Source organism: Streptosporangium sp. NBC_01469 (assembly GCF_036227305.1).
Lineage (GTDB): Bacteria > Actinomycetota > Actinomycetes > Streptosporangiales > Streptosporangiaceae > Streptosporangium.
In genome coordinates this window covers 8691033-8712793 of the sequence record NZ_CP109465.1, presented here as the reverse complement: position 1 = coordinate 8712793, position 21761 = coordinate 8691033, and the positions used below count along the sequence as shown (strand labels likewise).

Below are 21761 nucleotides of genomic sequence, written 5' to 3'. Positions count from 1 at the left end.
ACCTGCTTCGGTCACCGTCACCGGGGCGGCTTGACCCGTGTACGACTGACCCTGCGGGTGTCCTTGCTGTTGATCTGTCGGTCGCCTCAATGACGGTTGGATGCGAGCCAACGCCGTCACCGGGAGCCTCTTCGCCTTGCTGGAGTGCGAGCTGATCGACCGACGCACCTTCCACGCCAGGTCAGATGCCGAGCGCGGTGTTCGCCCACATCGAGGGTTCTGCAATTCACGCCGCCGTCACTCCGCGAACGGCCGGCTCGGCCCCGCCGAATACGAGCGACGCCAAGCCTCCAAGCCCATTCACGAAGACGACTATCCTGCCGGGTAATTGCCTGAAACCGACTGCTGTACAACCTCTGCTGTACGACCTCGCGGCATGTCGGTAGTGTTCTCTCCCGTGACAGTCGCGAGCATTCCTAGCCCCGCAACGGCGGTCTGGTACGTGGATCTCGGGTTTGTCGAGATTCCGATCCGGGCTTATGCGCTGTGCATGGTTGCCGGCATCGTTGTTGCGAGCATCGTCACGGACAGGCGCATGCGCAGCCGTGGCGCGCCTCCGCAGGCTGTTTTCGACATCGCCGTGTGGGCGGTGCCCTTCGGCCTCGTCGGTGCCCGCCTCTACCACGTCATCACCACCCCGGATAAATACTGGGGCGTCGGTGGTGAGGGCATCGTGGGCACCCTCAGGATCTGGGAAGGCGGCATAAGCATTTGGGGCGCTGTCGCCGGAGGTGCGCTAGGTGCCTGGATCGCCTGCAAGAAGATGGGGTTGAGCTTTACGTTCTTCGCTGACTGCATCGCCGTGGGTCTTCCGCTTGGCCAGGTGGTCGCCCGGCTGGGCAACTGGTTCAACAACGAGCTCTACGGCGGCAGAACCGACCTGCCGTGGGGGCTTGAGGTGCACAGGATGTCCAGCGGCGGTGAGGGAAACCCGCCGGTGGGCAGCGCGGCGGTCGGCGCCGATGGCAAGCCCGTTCTGCTGGATGGGCTTTATCACCCCACGTTCCTCTACGAGATGCTGTGGAACCTCGGTGTAGTTGGGGTTGTCTACTGGCTCGACCGCAAATACAAGTTCGGCAAAGGGCGCGCGTTCGCGCTTTACGTGATGGCCTACACTGCGGGCCGCGCCTGGATCGAGGCCATACGGACGGACGAAGCCTTGGTCTTCTTCGGCCAGCGGCTCAATGTCTGGGTCGCGCTTCTGATGTTCCTGCTCGCCCTGGCTTACTTCATCCTGCGCAAGGGACCGCAGGAGTTCCTCATCCCTGATCCGGATGGCAAGGGCTTCCTGGCCGTCACCGAGGAAGAGTTCCTCGCGCACAAAGCGGATGAGCTCCCGGCCGAGGCTGACGATGCCGTCCCTGCGGACGAACCGGACGAGGCACAGGTCAAGAATTGACACAAATGTATTCCGCGCTGGTGTTCCGCGCCTGAGATTCGTTGGCAGAAGCGGGCGAGGGGGTCGATAACCTCTTCGGCCGTCTTGGTCCAGACGAATGGCTTGGGGCCGGCGTTTTAGTTCTCGATCTCGGTGCGTATCGCGGCGCTGAGGTGGCGGCGGTCGTTGTCCCATACCAGGTCGTTGTCCCATACCAGCACGATCGGTCCGCCGAGCCGGAGATGGGCGGCATCCAGCAGGGAGATGAACCGGCGGGTGCCGTTCGCCTCCGGCGAGGCCACCGCGTGCGACGCCCCGGCCGGGCCGCCGCTTTGCGGAAGTTTGACGCGACGGCCCGGCGTGGCTCCCGATCCCGTCGGGCACGTTGCGGGGTACAGCGGTTGTGAAGTGCTCGTGAACATCACTGTGAGGTGATGGGAGAACCACATGCTGACAGGGTTGCCCGCACTGGGGTCCGGCCTGGGACATCGCGCGGAACTGGCCGAGGCGATCGAGGCGCACGCCGACCGGATCGACTGGCTGGAAGTGATCACCGAGCGCTACCTGTTCGCCCCGCCCGACGAGCGTGAGCGGCTGCGGGAGCTGGTTCGCCGGTTCCCGGTCGTGCCGCACGGGCTGGAACTGTCCATCGGCTCGGAGCGGGAACCGGACGCGGCGTACGTACAGGCGCTGGCCGCACTGGTGGCGGACATCGACGCGCCGTGGTTCAGCGACCACCTGTGCTTCACCCGCACCGACAGGGTCGACGTGGGGCTGCTGGTGCCGCTGCCGAGGACCCGGGAGGTCGCCCGGCGGCTGGGCCGCAGGGCGCGGCGGGTGCAGGAGGCGGTGGGCAGGCCGTTCCTGCTGGAGAACATCACCTACTACGTGGACCTGGCCACCCCGCTGACCGAGGCGCAGTTCGTCACCGAGGTGATGGAGCACTGCGAGTGCGGCCTGCTGCTGGATCTGGCCAACCTCGACATCAACGCGCGCAACCACGGCTTCGACCCGCTGGAGTTCCTCGACACCATCCCGGTCGAACGGGTCGTCCAGGTGCATCTGGCCGGCGGCGTCGACGGGGACGGGGATCGGCTCTCCCTCGACAGCCACGGTGCCGCGATCCCGGCCCGGGTGTGGGACCTGCTGGCGGAGCTGGTGTCGCGTACGCGAGTCAACGCCACGCTGGTCGAACGCGACCAGAACTTCCCCGACGACTTCGGCGACCTGCTGGCCGAGATCGACCGCGCGCGAACCGTGCTGCGCTCCCGCGCCACCGGAGAGCGAGCGGCGGCACAGTCGGCGGGGGGCGCGTGATGGGCGTGCAGGACGCGCTCGCGGCGATGCTGGTCTGCGAGGCGGAGTCCGCGCTGCTGCGCGAGGACCCCGTGAGGCTGCAGCGCCGGTACGAGCTGAGCGACGCCGAGCTGGCCATGTTGAGCGGTGCCGCGCTCGACGGCTACCGGGTGACGTACACCGGCGTGCTGGGCAAGCTGCGGTCGGCGGTCGCCGCGTGCCTGCCGGACACGGTCGCCGAGCTCCTCGGCGGTCACCGTGCCCTGTGGGAGGAGTTCGCCCGCGGCGTCGTACGCCGCCCACAGCCGGCGGCGCGGCCGTTCGGGATGTGGGAGTCCGAACGGCTGACGGCCTGGCTGGCGACCCAAGAGACACCGCGGCTGACCGCCTACGCCCGCTACGAGCTGGCACGCGCCACGCTGGTCCACGACCGGGACGCCGCGCTGGCCGCCCGCGACGCCGCCACCGTGGCGGGATCCGGCGACCGGCCGGCCGGGGCGCTCCGGCTGTCGGCCGCCGCCCGGGTCGAGACGTACACCCATGACGTCACCGCGGGGCCGCCGATCGGTGAGCTGCCCGCCGTACGGACGCGAGTGCTGTTGCAGCGCGGCTGGCGGGCGCCCGTCGTACGGGCCTACCGGATCAGTGACGGCACCGCCATGCTGCTGGCCCGCTGTGACGGCACCCGCGACGCCGCCCAGGTGGTCGCCGAGGTGGGCGGTGATCACGCCCGCGCCGCGGAAACGCTCGCCAAGCTGGTACTGGCCGGTCTGGTATGGCCGCGGTCCTGACTTCTCACGCGCCGCCCGCCGGGAGGGTCCGCACACACCTTCGCGGGATCGCGGCGGAACATGACCCGACGGGGAGGGCGGTGCCGGTCGCGATGGACCGCGCCGGACGAGACGCCGGTCCGGATCCCACGCCGCCGTCGCCGGCCCCCACCCCGCGACCGGGGCACGACGCCCGCGGGCGTCGCCACCGATCCTCCGCGCCCGGCGCACCCGGTGTGCCGGACCGCGGAGAAACCGGCCCGGCATCGGGTCGCCACCTCGCCCTGCCCCGGCAGGCGCTCCTGGAGGGAGAAACATCGTGAACGATGACACCACTCGCGAGGACACGGGGCCCGAGTTCGTTTTCGAGGCCGTCACCGGCCCCGACGGCCAGGAGGTCACGGGCCGCTCGTGCTGCAGCGGTGGCCGCTGCGGCCGCGACGATCCTGATGGGTGAGCCGGCCGTCTGAGACGGCCGGTGGGAGGCGAGGGGGTCTCCCTCGCCTCCCGTCCCACGGATACCGGCCACGGCGCTCCCGGCCTCTCCGGTCGCCTCCCCGCTGCCGGTCCGCGCGGCGGCCGGGGATGTGTCGTGGCCGTGGGCGGCGGCGTTCGGGGCGGTGAGGAGCGAGACGAGGAGTGTCCCGCAGGTTCCCGCGGTGACGAGCGCCGTCGCGACCCGGCGTGTGATGGACCGTTGGTTTTCGTTCATGTTCTCCAGGCTCGTCCACGATCGGGCCCCGTCCCTCGCCATGGGGAACGGTTTCCCGCCTGGGAGCGGGACACCGGTCGCCCTCCCGTCTGGGACCACGGTCCTGGACGGGGACGGGCCTGCGGTGCTGAAACTTTCACCGGGCGCCGGAGGTGTTCGCACAGGTCAGCGTGTCGCAATGTGAGGCGGCGCCGGTGCCGACTACGTCCGGGAGGGGTTGGCCACCTATGGTGGGAGCGCTCCCATGCCTCCCCTGAAGGAGCCGATCCATGCCAAGAAGATCGATCCTGGCCACGCTCTGCGCGGCTCTGTTGATCGTGTCAGGTACCGCGGTCGCCGTCGCCTCCGGCGCGTTCGCCGCTGACTCCCCGTTCTACGTCGATCCGGAGACCAACGCCGCCAAGTGGGTCGCGGCCAACCCCGGGGACTCCAGGACGCCGGTCATCCGGGACCGGATCGCCGCCGTGCCACAGGCCCGATGGTTCACCACCACCAACACCTCCGCCGTGCGCGGCCAGGTGTCGGCGTTCGTCGGAGCGGCGGCGGGGGCGGGCAAGACCCCCATCCTCGTCGTCTACAACATCCCCAACCGTGACTGCAGCGGCGCCAGTACGGGCGGCGCGCCCAACCACACGGTCTACCGGCAGTGGATCGACGAGCTCGCCGCCGGCCTCCAGGGACGTCCGGCGTCGATCATCCTGGAGCCCGACGTGCTCCCGATCATGACCAACTGCATGAACGCCTCCCAGCAGCAGGAGACCAGGGCCTCCATGGCGTACGCCGGCAAGAAGCTGAAGGCCGCCTCCTCCTCGGCCAGGGTCTACTTCGACATCGGGCACTCGGGATGGCTGTCGCCGTCGGAGGCCGCCGCCCGCCTGAACGCCGCGGACGTGGCGAACAGCGCGGACGGCATCGCCCTGAACGTCTCCAACTACCGGTGGAGCTCCACCGAGATCGCGTACGCCAAGAACATCATCTCCGCCACCGGCGTCTCCCGGCTCCGCGCGGTGATCGACACCAGCCGCAACGGCAACGGCCCGCAGGGCAGCGAGTGGTGTGACCCGGCCGGCCGGGCGATCGGCACGCCGAGCACCAACGTCACCGGCGACTCCGCGATCGACGCCTTCCTGTGGATCAAGCTGCCGGGCGAGGCCGACGGCTGCATCGCCGGGGCCGGGCAGTTCGTCCCGCAGCGCGCCTACGACCTGGCCATGGCGGCCCCGCCCGTCACCTCGCCCCCCACGCCCACCCTGCCCCCCACCCTGACGCCCACCCCGACCCCGAGCGTCACGCCGACCGGCGGCAGGGCCTGCACGGCCGCCTACCGGCTGATCGGCTCCTGGCAGGGTGGCTTCCAGGCCGAGGTGACCGTGCGGAGCGCGGGCGCCGCGGCCATCACGGGCTGGACGGTGAGCTGGTCCTTCCCCGGCAACCAGAGCATCACCCAGCTGTGGAACGGGCAGCACACCCAGAGCGGCACGGCTGTCTCGGTGCGGAACGTGTCCCACAACGGCAACCTCTCCCCGGGCGCCTCGGCGTCCTTCGGGTTCACCGGTAACTGGTCGGGGAGCAACGGCGCACCCTCCTCGGTCAGCTGCGTCGCCGCCTGATCCGGTGCGGCTCGCGCGGTATGCCCCCCGCGCGAGCCGTACCGGATTCTTCCGCCTTCCCCGTGACCGCGTGGCCGAAGGGGAGAACCGGTCCCGAGGGTCCGTCCCGCGCGTTACCCTGGGCTTTTGCCCGGCCGGAGCGTGCGGAGCGGGCCCGCGGGCGTCGCCTCCATGGCCGCGGTGGCCTTCGTCATGATCTGCCGCATGGTCTCGACCTCCTCGGGGGTGAGCCGGTCGATCAGGAAGGCGCGCACCACGGCCACGTGCCCCGGCGCGGTGCGTTCCAGGCAGCGCCTGCCCTCCTCGGTGAGCACGGCCAGCACGCCCCGCTCGTCCGACGGGCAGGCCGCCCGCGTGACGAGTCCCTTCCGTTCCAGCTGCCCGATCTGGTAGGTGAGACCGCTTTTCGAAACGATCAGCCGGTTGGCCAGCTCGGTCATCCGCATCTGCCCGCCGGGGTGCTGGGAGAGTTTCGCCAGGATCTCGTACTGGGCGTGGGTCAGACCGGAGTCGGCTTTCAGCTGGTCCTCGACACGGCGCTCCAGGAGGTGCGTCGCGGCCACATAGGCCATCCACGCGGCCATCTCGCTCTCATTGAGCCATCTCGTGTCGCTCACCGGAACATTGTACGGCTTGTTCGAATTTGAACTAACCGCTATGGTTTGGTGCAAATTCGAATGACAAGAGGAGTCATCATGCTTGACCAGGTACGGCCCTACGCCCTGCTGCTGGCGCGGATCGCCCTCGGCGTGATCTTCTTGATCCACGGCGCGCAGAAGTTCCTGACGACGGGACTGGGCCAGACCACCGGGTTCTTCGAGTCTTCGGGGATCCCGCTCGCGGCGGTCGCCGCACCGGCGGTCGCCGTCCTCGAGGTCGTCGGCGGCATCGCGCTCATCCTGGGCGCGGCCCTGCCCGTGTTCGGCCTCCTGCTCGTGCTCAACATGCTCGGCGCCATCGTCTTCGTCCATCTCGCCAACGGCTTCTCGGTGGGCGAGGGCGGTTACGAGTTCGTCCTCGCGCTCGCCGCCGGCACCCTGGTCGTCGCCTTCAGCGGCGGCGGGGCCCTGGCCGTCGACACCTTCTGGCAGCGCCGCCGCCGGCCGGCCACCGTCTGACCGGCCACCTTCTGGCAGCGCCGTCGCCGGCCGGCCACCGTCCAACCGGCCACCGGGCCGGCAGGTTCGGCAGGTTCGGCCGGCCATCGGAATTACGGATGCCGGGCCTTTCTCCAGCGGGAGGGTCCGGCCGACCGGAACCCACGACATCGAGCGTCACGAGATCCCGGCCCCGGACAATGGGCATAGCTGTTCTCGACAGCGCCCAAGAACTGGGGGTCGGTGTGCGTCTGCTCCAAAGAATAAGCAGGGATTTCAAGGCCCGGCAGCATATCGACGCGTATGCTCTCACGGCCGTTCTCTTCGCTTTCGCCTTTCTCTCAATCTTCGGTGACAAGCTGGACGTCGACCTCAGATGGGCCGTCCTGTTCTCCGGGGTCGGGTTGCTTCTCTACCGGCTCACCCTGCCCGCGGAGCCCGCGGAATCGCCCACCGGTCTTCTGCACGACCGTTCCGTGTACGACGCGGTGCCGCTGTCCTCACTGCTGGCCCAGGCCCGTGACGTGCGCGTGTTCGCGCCGTCCGCGGTCAATCTGCTGTCGGCGCAGACCTGTGAGCTCATACGCAACACGGTGCTCGCGCGGGAGAAGGGAAAGGCCAGGATCGTCATTCTCGACCCCATGGAGAAGACGGCGGTCCGGCAGGCCGCGAAGCAGCTGGACGATTCGATCGAGTTTCCCGTCCAGCGGCTTCCGGCCGCGCTGGACAGCACGATGGAACGCCTTCGGCTGATGAGCGGCTGGAAAACGGCTGGCGAGTTCGAATACCGCCTGCTTTCCTACAGTCCGGGATTCAGTCTCGTGCTTGTCGACCCGGAAACCCCCCGGGGCCGGGTCATGGTGGAGATTCACGGTTTTCACAACGCGTCGACCTCCTCGCGCATGCACCTGGAGCTGACCCGAGGCCGCGACGAGCGCTGGTACACCTACTGGGTGAACCAGTTCGACCACATGTGGGAGGCGGCGAGACGGGACGACGTCACGCCGTTTTCCGCAGGAGCTCCTCGGCCTGCTTCCGCAGATGTGGTGGAAGCCCAGGAGTGACCGCGCCGAGCGCCCGCGAGGCGAGCCCCTCCGACATCGCGGGCCGCCCCAGCAGGGCGTGGACGCGCGCGGCCCGCACCAGGACGGGACCGCTGTCGGACTCGCCGGCGAGCGCGTCCAGGATCTCCTGCTGGGCGGCGTCGAACCGCCGCTCCAGGGCGAGGGCGAGCGCCCTGGCGGCGATCGTGGCGGGCCGCTGGTGCCTGCGGACGAGGTCCAGGTCGCGCAGCGCCTCCGCGGGCTTTCCGAGGTCGGCCAGGATCTCGCCGCGCAGCGCGAGCGCCTCGGCGGGGGGCTCGTCCGCGAGCGCGACGGCCCCGTTGAGCAGGGCGAGGGCGGCGCGTGGCTGTCCCAGATGCCAGAGGGCCTGCCCGAGCGCCAGATGCGCGGACAGGTCGTTGGGAACCCAGGACAGGGCGGAGCGCAGCCGCTCGACCGCGCTGTCGTACCGTCCCTGCGACAGCCAGAGCCGTCCCTCCCCGGTCAGCGCGGAGGCCACCCCGTTGAACCGCTGGAGCGTCGCGAACATGTCGGCCGCCTCCTCGAACCGGCTCCGCGCGCTCTCCACCTCGCCTTCCGCCGACGCCACCTCTCCCAGGATCAGCAGGGCCTCGGCACGCACCCACGTCTCGCCGCTCCCCGAGGCGCGGACCGCCTCCTCCGCGAGCCCGCGGGCCGTCTCCCACCCGCCCCTGGCCAGCGCCAGCCTCGCGTCGCCGAGGTAGGCCGCCGGGGGCCGCGACTGGCGCACCGAGCCGATCAGGCGATCGTGCTGCAGCTCGTACCAGCGGATCCCCAGCCGGTGCTCGCCCCGCAGGATGTGGGAGTCCTCCAGCGCCTTGGCGACGGCGTTCGGCATGCCGGCCGTCTCGTGGAGGCCCTCGTAGACGGTGTTGCGCGTCCCGTGCTCGGTGACGAAGGTCTTGCGCAACCAGGAGCGGATCTCGCTCGAGGTGACACCGGACTCGGCCGAGACGCGCGCGAGCATCCGATCGCAGAAGCCGGTCAGGAACCGGTCGACGTTCACGTGCAGGTTCACGTGCTCCACGCTGATCTCCCGGAGGCCGGAGGGCAGCGACTCCCACAGCGCGGAGCAGACGACCTGCAGCTGGACCGGTTCGACCGTGTTCAGCGTCAGCGTGGTCGTCTGCCCCTCGTCGTTGGAGATCGGGACGGTGCGCAGGTCGTCGACGAGCCGTTCCGCGGCACCGGGGGCGAAGAACCGGCCGGTGCGCTCGAGCGGCCTCGTGGTGGCGTCGAGCGCCGCGGCGCGGGTGAGCGGCGGCAGCTGGAACCGTGCCCGCGAGCCCCGGCCCAGCGGGCGCTCGTGCGGCAGGACGGAGGCCAGGTACTCCTCGCGCAGCGACAGCAGCAGGTGGAGGCCGTCGTGCTCCTCCACCGCCCTCGCCAGCTGGCGCAGGAGCCCGTGGCGTTCCTCCTCGAGGTCGAGCGGGCCGCCGAACAGCTCCTCCGCCTGGTCGACGGCGACCAGGACGGGCACCGGGTCGCCGTACCTGTCGGTGCGTTCGGGGCGTTCGGCCAGGAAGTCCGAGACCGTCAGCCCGGCCAGCGCCGGCAGCGGCCGGTCCGGCGCCCAGGCCGACAGCAACGCCAGCACGTAGGGGTTGCCGGGCACCTTCGGGCGCAGCGAGGTGATGCCGCGCGGCGACACGCGGGCGATTGGCAGGACGTCGGCGCGCTCGGGCTCGACGCGCGGCAGGACACCCGCGTGGAGAAGGGAAGTCTTGCCGACCCCCGAGGCCCCGAACAGCACGGTGAGGCCGGTGGCCTGCCAGATGGTGGCGATGTCGCGGGCCTCGCGCTCCCGCCCGAAGAACAGCGCGTGCTCGCTCCGGTCGTAGGGGCGCAGCCCCACGTACGGCCGGATGGTCCCGTCGCCGGTGCGAGTCGCGGTCGTCATGACGTCCGTCCCATTCTCCGCCGGAGTTCCGCGCAGAACTCCGAGGCGGTCCCCAGGAAGATCGAGATGTTCCAGCGGTCGAGATAGTGGGTGATGTAGCGTCTGGCCTTGCTCTCGGCGCTCCCGCCGCTCCCGCCGCTCCCGGTGTCGCCCGCCGACCCGCTGACCTCGGGCATGAGCTGCACGCTCACGTGCCGCCGCTTGTTGCTGCGGGGGGTGTTGCGCACCAGGCCGTGGAACAGCACCCGAAACGTCCAGTCCTGCAGGCTGTAGCCCACGAAGAGCAGCGGCCGGGTGGTCATCGCCCGCAGGATCGGGGTCGGCAGCGGGTGCCGCCCGTCGGTCGCGACGGCGTCCACCATGTTGACAAGGTACGTCAGGTAGTCGGCCTCGGTCAGCACCAGCGACGCGGGCTCCGCCCAGCTTCCGTGGAGGTGGTAGACGACGGGCCGCTCCACCGTCGGCTCCGGCAGGAGGGGGGCCGCGGCGGGGTCGGTGTCCCACCAGGGGGAGACGGCCACGTGGGGCTCCTTGCCCTGCGCCCGCAACGCCTCGGCCAGGAAGTCGTCGTAGTTCGTCGTGAGGAACGTCGTCAGCGGGAAACCGGCCAGCAGCCGGTGCGGTTCGCCGGGATCACCCGGCGGAGGCCGCCCGTGCGAGCGCAGGTGGCCGCAGACCGCCTCCTTGAGGTCGACCGGATCGCGCACCACGGCCTCGCCGTACTGCATCACCCGGGCCAGGTCGCCCGCGTCGGAGAACGGGTAGCCGTAGCGGAGGGCGTACCGGTTGCTGAGGACGGTGCCGGTGGGAAGGGTGCCGGCACAGGCTCCCGCTCCGAGGAAAGGGGCGCAGTCACCCCTGCCGAGCTGGTCGATCAAACGTTCCCAGTCGGTGTCGTCCACGGCCCCACCATGTTTGTCGACAAAGAGCGTGAGTCTCGCACTCCAATGTCGCACATCGGTGGGTTGTCACAAAGGTTTTGATATGAACGAGTCGAATCCGGCCACCGGGCCGGTGTCCTCGTCTTCGACTATTTCCCGCAGTGCGAGGCCGAGGACGGAATCGCCGATCCCGTCAAGATCGGCCAGGTTCATCTTCGTGAGGTCGATCAGGCCTTTGCCGAAATCGGCGTCGGCCATGACGGCTTCATCGCTCATGCGGACTCCCTCGCACCCCCGCGTTCCCGGCTCTTCATGTGTCCCCGCCCGGGGCCATCGTTACACTCTTCCGATGACCGGGCGAGCGCTTCGGACGATAATTTGGAAGACCGGGCAGTATGGTATACGGATAATAATCCTTTTTAGGGTGTGACAGTGATGTCCTTTGGGACGTAGCCATAAGACTCTGACCCCTTCGTTTATGCGCTTGCGAGGACCGGGCGTCTAGGCTGATCCCAAATCGGGCGAGTGGAGGCGGTCGCGTGCCCATTTCACAGTCGTCGGGGGCTTCCCGGGCAACGGGACGCCAGCCCCAGGTCTGGGGAAAGGTCCCCCAGCAGAACAAGAACTTCACCGGCAGGGAAGACCTTCTCGACAAGCTGCACACCGGGGTCACCTCCGAGGTCACCGCGGTGGTGCCGCACGCCCTCCACGGGTTCGGCGGCGTCGGCAAGACCCACGTCGCGATCGAGTACGCCTACCGCTTCCGCCACGAGTACGACCTGGTCTGGTGGATCCCCGCGGACCAGCCGATGCTGGTGCGCTCCTCGCTGGCCGCGCTCGCCCCGCACCTGGGGGTGCCCTCCTCCTCCGCGATGGGCGTGGAGGACGCGTCCGCGGCCGTGCTGGACGCCCTGCGCCGCGGCGAGCCCTACTCCCGCTGGCTGCTCGTCTTCGACAACGCCGAGCAGCCGGAGGACATCAACGAGATCGTCCCGCGCGGTCCCGGGCACGTCCTGATCACCTCCCGCAACCACGCCTGGCAGAGCGTGGTCGACACCCTTCCCGTCGACGTCTTCACCCGGGCGGAGAGCATCGAGTTCCTCAGCAAGCGGGTGCCCAGCTCGACCAGCCTCGACGACAGGAACCGGCTGGCCGACCAGCTCGGCGACCTGCCGCTCGCCCTGGAGCAGGCCGGGGCCCTGCAGACCGAGACCGGCATGTCCGTCGAGCAGTACCTCCGGCTGCTGCAGGAGCAGACGGCCCAGCTGCTCGGGGCCAACAAGGCGCCCGACTACCCGCTGTCCATGACCGCGGCGTGGTCGCTGTCGGTGTCCCAGCTCAAGGCGAAGCTGCCCGAGGCCGTGGAGCTCCTGCGCTGCTGCGCCTTCTTCGGGCCGGATCCCATTCCCCGCGACGTGTTCGGGGTGCTTCCCGATGACTTCGCGCCCGGGTCGCGCCTCGGCCCGCTCCTCGACAACCCGATCCTGCTGAGCAAGGGCATCAAGGAGCTGGGACGCTACGCCCTGGCCAGGATCGACTCCGACAACCGGACCATCCAGGTGCACCGGCTGATCCAGGCGCTCCTGCGTGACGAGCTGAGCGAGGAGGAGCACGCGTCCTTCCGCCACGAGGTGCACCTGCTGCTGGCGGCGGCGTCACCGGGCCCCCCCGACGACAACGTCCTGTGGCCGCGCTACGCGGAGCTGCTCAGCCACGTGACACCCGCGCAGATCGAGGTCAGCCGCGACCCCCGCATCCGCCGCTTCGCCCTCGACGTCGTGCGCTACCTCTACTCGTCGGGGGGCTACCAGTCGGCGAGGAATCTCGTCGGGCGCCTGATCGAGAGATGGCGGGCCGACAGCGGCGACGAGGACCAGCACGTGCTCTCCGCGCACCGGCACTCTGGGATCGTCCTGCGCGAGCTCGGCGACTACCGGGCCTCCTTCGAGCTCAACCGCGGGACACTGGCGCGCATGCGGGAGGTCCTCGGGCCCGACCACGAGGAGACCCTGCTGCTCACCAACAGCCACGGCGGCGACCTGAGGATGCGGGGTGACTTCGCGGCCGCCCTGGCACACGACGAGGAGTCGCTGCGCCAGCACCAGGCGCTGTTCGGCCCGAGACACCGCCGGACGCTGCGCACCATGAACAACCTCGCGCTCGACTACATGCTGCTCGGCGACTACCAGAAGGCGAGCGAGCTGCAGCAGGCCGCCTACACGCTGCAGCGCTCCAGCGACTCCAAGTCGAGCCAGCAGTCCATCCTCACCTCGTGGAACGGCCTGGCCCGCATCGTGCGGCTCAGGGGCGAATACTCGGAGGCCTGTGACATCGGCGAGGACGCCTACGACTCCAGCGTCCAGGAGCTGGGGGCCGACCACCCCAGGACCCTGCGCGCCGCCAAGGACCTGTCCATCGCCAAGCGCAGGGCGGGGCTGATCGACGAGGCGTTCGAGATCGCCCAGCGGACGTTCGAGCTGGAGGAGCGCATCTTCGGTCGCGACCACCCCGACACGCTCGCGGCCGCCCTGTGCCTGGCCAACGCGCAGCGCACCAGGGGGGAGATCGACGAGGCGCTGGAGCTGCTGCGCGACACGGCGGCCCGCTACCCCAGAAGATACGGGGACGAGCACCCCTTCACCTTCGGCTGCAACATGAACCTCGCCCTGCTGCTGCGGGTCAACGGAGAGGTCGAGGAGGCGAACGAGCTCGACCTGAGATGCCTGGAGGGCTTCGACCGCACGCTGGGGCGCGAGCACCACTACTCGCTCACCTGCGCGATCAACCTCGCCAGCGACCTCGCCGCCAGGGGAGAGACCTCCCAGGCCGGGCGGCTGGGCCAGGAGACGCTGGCACAGCTGCGGGAGCTGCTGGGCGTCGACCATCCGCTCACCCTCGCCTGCGCGAACAACCTCGTCGTCGACCTGCGGGTCCGGGGTGCCCTGGCGGAGGCGGAGACGCTGGAGGCCGACACCTTCGAGCGCTACCGGCGGGTGCTGGGCGAGGACCATCCCGACACGACGGTGGCGCTGAGAGGGGAGCGGCTCGACTTCGACTTCGACCCGCCCGCCCTCTAACCGTTGCGCAGGAGCCAGCGCGCGCGGTGGTCGTCCGAGCGCTCACGGCTCATGGCCCGCGCGCGGGCCGGCACGCTCTCCCGCGACCAGCCGTCGAGGCGCCGTGCCATCCCGGCCGTGAAGTTCTCCCCGGCGGGGGTGAGCCGCCCGCTGCCCAGCAGGGTGCCGGTGACAAGGCGCGAGGCCTCGCGCCACTGGAAGAACTCCGCGTGCGCGCGCAGGGCCGCCTCCCCCGACTCCAGGCCGCGCTGGCGCATCCAGAAGCCGGCCACGCCCAGGAAGGCGTACGCGCCCTGGAGCAGCCCCGGCACGGGGCGGGGATCCTCGCGCCAGGGGGCGTAGTAGCGGGAGCCGTCGTCGGGGAGGGTGAGGGGGACGAGGTCGAGCAGGGCCGAGAGCTTCGCGTGCTGCGTCTCGTGCGTCAACGTGACCGCGAGCGAGGACGCGTCCGGCGGCGTCGACAGGGCCACGCAGCCGAAGGTCTCCCGCGAGGACGAGCTCGACTGGCCCCTGGCGGGCGCGACCAGCGGGGTGAGAACCGTGATCGCCGTGGCCACCTCCTCGGCCACGATCCGGTGGTGGCGCACCAGCAGGTCCCAGGCCCCGTGCAGCGTCGACTGCCACCGCTCGGTCTCGGCCTCGGTGAGACGCCCGCCGATGTTGCCCGTCTCCGGCATCCGGTAGGGGTCGAGGTCGTCGATGACCAGGTGGAGCGACATGCCGTCCGCCTCGCTGGACAGCGAGCGCAGCCCCCTCCACCCCGGGGCGTCCTGGCGGGGGTCGCGGGGAATCCGGACGATGATCCCGTCCGCGGTGATCTCGGTGTCGTCCGGGCCGCACTCGACCGTGGCCGCCGAGACGGTCGGCGGCAGGACCGCCTGCCCCAGTGACGGCAGCGTGACCACCCCCTCCACCGCCGGTACGTCGATCTCGCAGGCGGTGCCCGAACGGATCGCCGCGGCGGCGGCGAGCGCCGCGAGCTGTCCCGGAGCCGCGTCGCCGTCGCCGGCGGCGAGCATCTTGACCGTCCGGCGCGCCCAGGCGCCCACCGACGGGTGGCGCAGGACGGCGTCGACGACGCCGGGGTAGCGGCGCTGGACGGTGGCGAGCAGGTCGTAGGCGCGACGGGTGGCGGCGCCGTCGGGATGGCCGCTCGCTCGCGCGGTCTCCAGCACCCCGCGGACGAGGAGGACGTGCTTGCTGTGCTGTGCGGCGGACAGTTCGGCGACCGCGGTGGTGCCCCCGCCGCCGGTGGCGAGTTCCGAGAACGTCCCGGCCGCGATCCGGTGCTCACGCAGGTTCATCGTGCCCTTTCTCTGCCGTTTTGATCGGGCCGAAAGGTCGGCTTCGACCGTTCTCTTGATGTGCCCGATGAGACGGAGGAGGTCGGGGGAGTAAACGGAGGGGTTGGCGAAACCGTGGCCGGAGCGGTAGCGGTGGGCGTAGTGGCCCCCGCCGCAGACCCGGGAGACCGGGCACGCCCGGCAGGTCGGGGAGAGGGCCGACTCGCCGATCTGGCGGGCGGCGATCGAGGGGAGGAGCAGCACGTCGTCGAAGGAGTCGCGTGCCACGTGCAGCCCGGTCTCCGGCGCCCCCGGGTAGGCCGACTTCAGGGCGTCCGACTGCTCGATGCCGCCGTCGGTCTCCACGACGACCATCGCCGCCGGGGACAGGCCTATCTGCTCGCTCGACGACGAGCCGCCGAGCAGCCCGTGGATGATCTCGTTGAACGTCCGGACCCAGGTGGGCCGCCGTGGCGCGGCGTACCAGCGGTCGAAGACCGGGATCAGCCAGTCGGCGTACGGCGTCGCCTCGGTGTCCGGGGTCCGGCCGGGAGGGGGCGCCGACCAGTTGCCGTGCGGGAGCAGGAAGTCGACGGCCGGCGGATCGAAGGCGAGGAGCGCCTCGTAGGCCCCGATCGGGTCGTTCCTGAGGTCGACGGTGCACAGCAGGCCGCTGAAGAGGTGCCTGAAGGCGGGCGAGCCCAGCAGGCCGAGGGCGCGGAGGACGTCGGCGTGGCTGCCCTGGCCGTTGGCGCGGCGGCGGCCGCGGTCGTGCATCGTCTCGTCGCCGTCGAGGCTCACCCCGACCCGGACGCCGAGTTCGTCGAAGAGCCGGAGATAGGGGAGGTCGAGCAGGGTGCCGTTCGTCTGCAGGCCGACCGTGGTCCGAGTGGCGGGGCCGACCGCCGAGCGGACCAGCGTGACGAGCTCGCGGATCGCCTCGCGGCCGGCGAGCAGGGGCTCGCCCCCGTGCAGGATGAGCTCTATGTCGGCCAGGTCGTGGCGGCGGGCGTGCTGGGCGATTCTCGAGGCCGTGGCGGCGAAGGTCTCCCGGGACATTTGTTTCGGTCGTGTCTGCCACGAGGAATCGGCCATTTCGTACATGTAGCAATATTTGCAGGCGAGATCGCACCTGCTGTGGATCTTCAGGATGAACTGCCGGAACGGAGTCGGCCGCCAGCCACCGGCCATCAGCTCTCCGATGTCGAGGGTTGACGGCCACTCGTGCATCGCTGATCAGCCCCCTGCCGAGACCACGTTATGTGACGCCCGAAAGATGTTTACACGATAGATGATGGCCGGTCGCCGTTCCAGGTTGCGGGGAAAACCAGTGATCATGTCGGGGAAGGGTAGGTATTCGCGGGGCTGAAACTTGACTATTGGGGCAAACTCATGCCAGATAGGGAATGGCGCAAGAGAGGTGTGCCGCGTTTGCCGGAGAATCTTGACCCGATAATCCCCTCACCCCGGGGTGTGTTCCCCGAGACGCTCGATGTCGGGGGATTGCTGGACGCGGGGTGGCGGCCGGCGGCTTTCCGGCAGTTCATCCTGAAGATCCACAGCAGGTGCGATCTCGCCTGCCGCCACTGCTACATCTACGAGATGGCCGACCAGTCCTGGAAGGCCCAGCCGCGGCGCATGTCGAAGGCGATCGTCGACTGCACGGCGAGACGCGTCGCCGAGCACGCGCTCGCCCACGAGCTGGCCGAGGTCGAGGTCATCCTGCACGGGGGAGAGCCCCTGCTGGCCGGGCCCGAACTCATCTCCTACGCCGTGCGCACCATCAGGGGGGCCGCCGCCGACGTCGGGACCCGCGTCCGCGTCGGCGTGCAGACCAACGGGCTGCGCCTGGACGAGACCTATCTGCGGCTCTTCGAGAGCCTGGAGATCCGTGTCGGGGTGAGCATGGACGGCTACGCCGAGGGCCACGACCGGCACAGGCGCTACGCGGACGGCAGGGGAAGTCACGCGATCGTCGCGGAATCGCTTCGCAGGCTGACCGACGGCCCGTTCCATCACCTGTTCAGCGGCCTGCTGTGCACCATCGACGTCCGCAACGATCCGCTGGCGACCTACGAGGCGCTCCTCGCCTTCGATCCACCGGCCGTCGACTTCCTGCTCCCGCACGGCAACTGGTCCACCCCGCCGCCGTACCGCCTCCCGGACGCCGAGGCGACGCCGTACGCCGACTGGCTGATCCCGATCTTCGACCGCTGGTACGGCTCGTCCGCCGACCAGACGGAGGTCAGGCTGTTCCGCGAGATCATGCGCCTGCTGACGGGAGGCGCCTCGCGCAGCGAGACGGTGGGGCTCTCACCGGCCCGGATGGCCGTCGTGGAGACCGACGGCAGCATCGAGCAGTCGGACATCCTGAAGTCCAGCTACCACGGGGCGGCCGCGACCCGCCTGCACCTGCTCCGCGACTCGTTCGACGCCGCGCTCAGGCACCCGGCCATGGCCGCCCGGCAGATCGGCGAGCTCGCGCTGGCACCCGTCTGCCTGGCCTGCGACCTCCGTTCGGTCTGCGGCGGGGGGTTGTACGCGCACAGGTACAGCGAGGCCGCCGGGTTCAGGGGGCCCTCGGTCTACTGTCCCGACCTCTATCGGTTGATCACCCATATCCGTACAGGTTTCGCGAGGGATGTCGCCCGGCTGAAGGGAAGTCGATGAGGCTCGGTGAGCGGGGAGTGTCCGACACGACGGTTCTCACGCTGGCGGCCGGTGAGGGGGGAGCCGACGCCGTGGCCGAGCTGAGCGCGGTCCAGCGCGTCAAGAACAGGCTGCTGGTACGCGGGGTCGCGGCCGAGGCGCGGTCGGCGGGCCACCCCGACGCCGCCCTGGCGACGCGTGCCTACGACCTCTTGGCGGACCTGGAGGGGGAGGCGGGCGAGGAGGTCGAGCGCGTGCTGCGCTACCCGGCGGTGGGGGCGTGGGCGTGGCGGGCCTACCGGTCCCTGAGGAGCGGGAACGGCGCGCACGACGATCCCGCGCAGCTGGGCGCGCTGGCCGTGGTGGCCGCGGTGCGGGCACGGGCCGCGTGCCGGGTCCGGCTGCCCGTCCGCGACGGCGCGATCATGTTGCCTTCCCTGGGCCGGCTCATCCTCCCCGCCGGTACGGGAGACGCGATCGACGTCACGGTGCGGCCGGACGGGGACGGCGCCGAACTCGACGCCGGCGGCCTGACGGTCCGCGTCCACCCCTCCGGCGACCGGTCCGGCTGGCAGGCGCTGCACAGGCTGCGGGTGAACCCGGGACTCGACCTGGTCGTCGACGACCTCGACCCGTACCGGTGGGCCGCGGAGGAGGTCGCGGAGCCGCGGCTGGAGCCCGAGCGGCTCCGCGCGTGGGGGGAGCACCTGGAGGAGGCGTGGCGCGTCCTGACCGCCCACCACCGGACCGTGGCGGAGGAGGTGGGCCTCGCCGTGTCGGTGCTCACCCCCGTCAAGGCCCCGGAAAGGGGACAGAACAGCGCCTCCTCGCGCGAGACGTTCGGAACCATCGCGATGTCGGACCCGTGGGACGGCGTGGGGCTCGCCGCCACGTTCGCACACGAGATCCAGCACGCGAAGCTCACGGCGCTGACCGAGGTGATCCCGCTGACCCTGCCGGACGACGGCAGGCGCTACTACGCGCCCTGGCGGGACGACCCGCGCCCCGTCTACGGCCTGCTGCAGGGCTCGTACGCCTATCTCGGGGTGGCGGAGTTCTGGCGGAGGCAGCACCGGTTCGAGCGGGACGCCGAGGCGTTCCGGGCACGCGTGGAGCTCGCCCGCTGGCGGCGGGCCGCCTACGCGGTCACCGGCACGCTGCTGGCCGGCGGGGGCCTGAACGAGCGTGGGGAGGAGTTCGTGGCGCGCATGAGGAAGACGCTGGAGGAGTGTGCCGCGGAACCGGTGGACTCCGCCGCGGAGAGCCAGGCCCTCCGCGAGGCGGAGCACCACCTCGACGCGTGGAGGAGGCGCAACCCCGGCTTCCGGGCGAACTAGCCCGGGACGGGGCCGGCGGTCAGATCGGCGGGGGGTCGAAGTCGCAGTCGATGCGACGGCCCTCGCTCGCGAAGAGGGCGTCGGGGTGACCGGCCTCCAGCGGGCGCTCGTAGCGCCGCATCGTGTCGTCGTACAGGATCTCGGCCCGCTCCTTCTCACCCGCGGCCCTCAGGTCGAGGACGAGGTTGTTGGCGCAGGCCAGGCTCAGGAAGTGGTTCTCGCCGAAGAGTTCCCGCAGCCGGCCGAGGGTCTCCCCGCCGAGCTCGCACGCCTGGGTGAGCTCTCCCAGCGCCACGAGATCCCCCTGGAGGCTGATGGCGCACGTCAGCGGGTAATGGTGTCGCCGGCCGACCTTGGCGACCAGGCCCTCCACCGCCCTCTCGTTGAGGTATCTGGCCGTCGCGACATCGCCTCGCAGGCGGTGCAGGATCGCCAGGTTGCCGCCGCAGGCGAGGCTGTAGGGGTGTTCCTCGCCGAACACCCGGGGATAGAGGGCGACCGTCCTGTCGGCCGTCGCGAACGCCTCGTCGAGGTCGCCGGTCGTGCGCAGGGCGTTGGAGAGGTTGATCGCGGCCGCCATCGTGTCGGGGTGCTCGTCCCCGAAGAGCCGCTGGAAGCGGGTGTGCGTGTCGCGCGCGAGGTCCAGCGCCTCGGCCACCTCTCCCGAGCGCCGCTTGGCGATGGACAGGTCCTTCGCCGTCAGCAGCGTGACGTGGTGGTCGAGTGTCAGCTCCTGGACGCCGTAGGCGTAGGCCTCCTCGCCCAGGTCGCACGCCTCGGTGTAGTCGCCGCAGAGTCGCACGGCCCTGGCCAGGCCGTTCCACGACAGCAGCAGGATGCTCCTGCCGATGCCCTCCACCGCGTCGCTCATCTCCAGGTACGTCTCCTGGTGCAGGCGCCGCGCCTGCGGGTAGTCACTGGTGAGGGCGTAGTCGAGGGCCAGGTTGTTGAGCACGCGCAGCGTGGACGGGTGGCTGAGGCCCCGGCTGGCGGCGTGGGCCGCCCGGGACTCCTCGTCCAGCCTCCTGGCGGCGATGAAGTCGCCGCGAGCCCGCAGGGACGCCCCGTAGCCGTTGGTCGTCAGGAGCGTCTCGTCGTGGTCATGGCCGAGGATCTCGCGCATGTTGTCGAGGGTCCGGTGGTCGGTCTCGTACGCCGCGGAGTACTGGCCGAGCCCTCGCAGCACGTTGCCCAGGTGCTTGTGCGCGACGAGCACGTCCGGGTGCTTCGCCCCGCTGACCTCGGTCCATCTCTTGACGAAGCTCTCGAGGAAGGAGCGGGCCGACTGGTAGTTGCCCGATATGTAGAGGTAACGGGTGACGTTGAGGGCGAACTGCCTGACGGTGGGATCCGTGCACTCCTCCAGGCCGGAGGGGGTGACGTGGGCGACCAGCTCCTCGAAGCGGCGCCACCTGGCGCTCTCGTCGGGGTCGTTCGGGGCGCTGCCGGCCAGCAGCACGTGCACCTCGTGCCGGATGCCCGCCTGGTCCTCCTCAGGCAGGTCGTCGCGCAGGAGCGCCTGGATCAGGCGGTGGACCTGGATGGTGCGGGTGGTGGGCTCGATCCTGGCCAGCGCGAAGCGCCTCAGCTCGCTCAGCGCCGTGGCGAGCAGGATCGGGTCAGAAAGAATCTTGCCGAGCCGGGGGACGACGGCCTTGTTGCCCCTGCGGAAGACGTCGCGGGGAATGGGCTCGGGGCCGAAGAAGGCACAGCACCGCAGGAGCGTGATGGCCTCGGGGAGGCGGTCCTCCAGGAGCGACACCGACACCTTCCAGGCCGCCGTCATCGACAGCGGGTATCCCGGCGCCCTGTTCGCGCCCAGCAGCCTGCTCGCCTGCTCGCCGAGCTGCTCCAGGTATTCGTCGACCGACATGCCGGTCTCGTACTGCAGCGCGCCGGCCTGCTCCAGGGCGAGCGGAAGGTCGCCGAGCTGCTCGGCCAGCCGCGAGGCGTCGTCGTCGGGGACCTCCCGGCGCAGGCGCTTCTTCAGGAACGCCACGCTCTCCTCGCGGGTGAAGACGTCGACCTGGAGGGTCTCGAAGTGGTCCTCCCACTTGGGGTTGCGCGAGGTGATCAGCACGTGGCCAGGCCCGCGCGGGATGAACTCCTGGACCTGCCCCGGCTCCTCGGCGTTGTCGAAGATCAGCAGCCAGCGGCGGTAGGGGACGCCGCTCTGCAGCGTCCTGCGCACCGCCTCGGCGGCCTCCTCGACGCCGGTGGCCGACGCGGGCGGCAGGCCCAGGTGGGGCGCCATCGCCGCCAGCGCGGACGGCACCAGCACGCGCTGGTCGGAGGGGATCCACCAGACGAGGTCGTAGTGCGACCGGTAGCGGTGGGCGTACTCGATGGCCAGGTGGGTCTTGCCGACACCGCCCCACCCCTGCAGTGCCTGAGGCTGGGGAACGACGGCGGTGACGGTGCTGATGCCCTGGCGGAGCTTGACGAGCATGTCGTCCCGGCCGGTGAAGTTCCTGTTGCGGGGCGGCACCTTCTCCCAGACCTCGGGCTGCCGTTCGGGCACCGTGTTCGCCGCGTGTGAAAGCTCCACCACCTCGGGCCTCCGCCTTTTTCTAGCCAAAGGGATCGTACGGTCATCCTAAAGGTTGATTCGAAGAGTGGGGTATTACAGAATCACATTGAGAAAAAACACGGCCCCGGGAACTTTCGAAAGCGATGTCGCGTCCCG

The 21761-nt window shown here is 70.3% G+C and carries 17 protein-coding genes; 10 read left to right on the top strand and 7 right to left on the bottom strand.

The annotated features are described in order from the left end of the window. The first annotated feature begins 397 nt into the window (after positions 1–397). Positions 398–1399, top strand: coding sequence for a prolipoprotein diacylglyceryl transferase (gene lgt, locus OG587_RS37890; RefSeq protein WP_329083623.1), 1002 nt, complete (start codon positions 398–400; stop codon positions 1397–1399). 116 nt (positions 1400–1515) lie between these two features. On the opposite strand, the gene OG587_RS37885 is transcribed toward lgt, so the two are convergent. Beyond that, positions 1516–1680, bottom strand: a complete 165-nt coding sequence (locus OG587_RS37885) for a hypothetical protein (protein WP_329083622.1) — start codon at positions 1678–1680, stop codon at positions 1516–1518. Between the two features lie 145 nt (positions 1681–1825). On the opposite strand from OG587_RS37885, the gene OG587_RS37880 reads away from it, so the two are divergent. The 4 genes from OG587_RS37880 (at position 1826) to OG587_RS37865 (ending at position 5766) form a co-directional block, all read left to right on the top strand. Beyond that, the gene (locus tag OG587_RS37880) at positions 1826–2695 is read left to right on the top strand and encodes a DUF692 domain-containing protein (RefSeq protein ID WP_329083620.1); all 870 of its coding nucleotides are present in this window, start codon (positions 1826–1828) and stop codon (positions 2693–2695) included. Then, positions 2695–3465: a hypothetical protein gene (locus tag OG587_RS37875; RefSeq protein WP_329083619.1), complete on the top strand. Its 771-nt coding sequence runs from the start codon at positions 2695–2697 to the stop codon at positions 3463–3465. Before OG587_RS37880 ends, OG587_RS37875 begins: the two co-directional genes overlap by 1 nt. Positions 3466–3763: 298 nt before the next feature. Further along, positions 3764–3901 (top strand): hypothetical protein, encoded by a 138-nt coding sequence (locus tag OG587_RS37870; protein WP_329083618.1) that lies wholly within the window; start codon positions 3764–3766, stop codon positions 3899–3901. Between the two features lie 524 nt (positions 3902–4425). Beyond that, on the top strand, positions 4426–5766 hold the full coding sequence (locus OG587_RS37865; protein WP_329083617.1) for a glycoside hydrolase family 6 protein: 1341 nt from the start codon (positions 4426–4428) through the stop codon (positions 5764–5766). Positions 5767–5879: 113 nt separating this feature from the next. Here the strand turns inward: OG587_RS37865 and OG587_RS37860 are convergent, their stop codons facing one another. Then, complete coding sequence (locus OG587_RS37860) at positions 5880–6383, bottom strand: MarR family winged helix-turn-helix transcriptional regulator (RefSeq protein ID WP_329083616.1); 504 nt, start codon at positions 6381–6383, stop codon at positions 5880–5882. Between the two features lie 78 nt (positions 6384–6461). On the opposite strand from OG587_RS37860, the gene OG587_RS37855 reads away from it, so the two are divergent. Together OG587_RS37855 and OG587_RS37850 are read left to right on the top strand one after the other, a co-directional pair. Then, positions 6462–6884, top strand: a complete 423-nt coding sequence (locus OG587_RS37855; RefSeq protein ID WP_329083615.1) for a DoxX family protein — start codon at positions 6462–6464, stop codon at positions 6882–6884. A 224-nt stretch (positions 6885–7108) separates the two neighbouring features. Continuing rightward, positions 7109–7927, top strand: coding sequence for a hypothetical protein (locus OG587_RS37850; protein WP_329083614.1), 819 nt, complete (start codon positions 7109–7111; stop codon positions 7925–7927). On the opposite strand, the gene OG587_RS37845 is transcribed toward OG587_RS37850, so the two are convergent. The 3 genes from OG587_RS37845 to fxsA all read right to left on the bottom strand — a co-directional run bounded on the left by OG587_RS37845 (position 7863) and on the right by fxsA (position 11005). After that, the gene (locus OG587_RS37845; protein WP_329083613.1) at positions 7863–9848 is read right to left on the bottom strand and encodes a tetratricopeptide repeat protein; all 1986 of its coding nucleotides are present in this window, start codon (positions 9846–9848) and stop codon (positions 7863–7865) included. The genes OG587_RS37850 and OG587_RS37845 overlap by 65 nt on opposite strands. Beyond that, a complete protein-coding gene (locus tag OG587_RS37840; protein WP_329083612.1) occupies positions 9845–10750 on the bottom strand; it encodes an SIR2 family NAD-dependent protein deacylase in 906 nt (301 codons plus the stop codon). The genes OG587_RS37845 and OG587_RS37840 overlap by 4 nt, the downstream gene beginning before the upstream one ends. 66 nt (positions 10751–10816) lie before the next feature. Continuing rightward, positions 10817–11005 carry an FxSxx-COOH cyclophane-containing RiPP peptide gene (fxsA, locus tag OG587_RS37835; RefSeq protein WP_329083611.1) on the bottom strand — a complete coding sequence of 63 codons (189 nt, stop codon included), beginning with the start codon at positions 11003–11005 and terminating at the stop codon, positions 10817–10819. Between the two features lie 263 nt (positions 11006–11268). On the opposite strand from fxsA, the gene fxsT (OG587_RS37830) reads away from it, so the two are divergent. Further along, complete coding sequence (fxsT, locus tag OG587_RS37830) at positions 11269–13806, top strand: FxSxx-COOH system tetratricopeptide repeat protein (RefSeq protein ID WP_329083610.1); 2538 nt, start codon at positions 11269–11271, stop codon at positions 13804–13806. Here the strand turns inward: fxsT (OG587_RS37830) and OG587_RS37825 are convergent. After that, the gene (locus OG587_RS37825) at positions 13803–16319 is read right to left on the bottom strand and encodes an FxsB family cyclophane-forming radical SAM/SPASM peptide maturase (protein WP_329083609.1); all 2517 of its coding nucleotides are present in this window, start codon (positions 16317–16319) and stop codon (positions 13803–13805) included. The two genes, fxsT (OG587_RS37830) and OG587_RS37825, sit on opposite strands and share 4 nt — an antisense overlap. A gap of 201 nt (positions 16320–16520) precedes the next feature. Here OG587_RS37825 and OG587_RS37820 point away from each other — a divergent pair, with 201 nt between their 5' ends. Together OG587_RS37820 and OG587_RS37815 are read left to right on the top strand one after the other, a co-directional pair. Next, positions 16521–17759 (top strand): FxsB family cyclophane-forming radical SAM/SPASM peptide maturase, encoded by a 1239-nt coding sequence (locus OG587_RS37820; protein ID WP_329083608.1) that lies wholly within the window; start codon positions 16521–16523, stop codon positions 17757–17759. Next, a complete protein-coding gene (locus tag OG587_RS37815; RefSeq protein WP_329083607.1) occupies positions 17756–19075 on the top strand; it encodes an HEXXH motif domain-containing protein in 1320 nt (439 codons plus the stop codon). The genes OG587_RS37820 and OG587_RS37815 overlap by 4 nt, the downstream gene beginning before the upstream one ends. Positions 19076–19094: 19 nt before the next feature. Here the strand turns inward: OG587_RS37815 and fxsT (OG587_RS37810) are convergent, their stop codons facing one another. Beyond that, positions 19095–21626, bottom strand: a complete 2532-nt coding sequence (gene fxsT, locus OG587_RS37810; RefSeq protein ID WP_329083606.1) for an FxSxx-COOH system tetratricopeptide repeat protein — start codon at positions 21624–21626, stop codon at positions 19095–19097. Between the last annotated feature and the right edge of the window lie 135 nt (positions 21627–21761).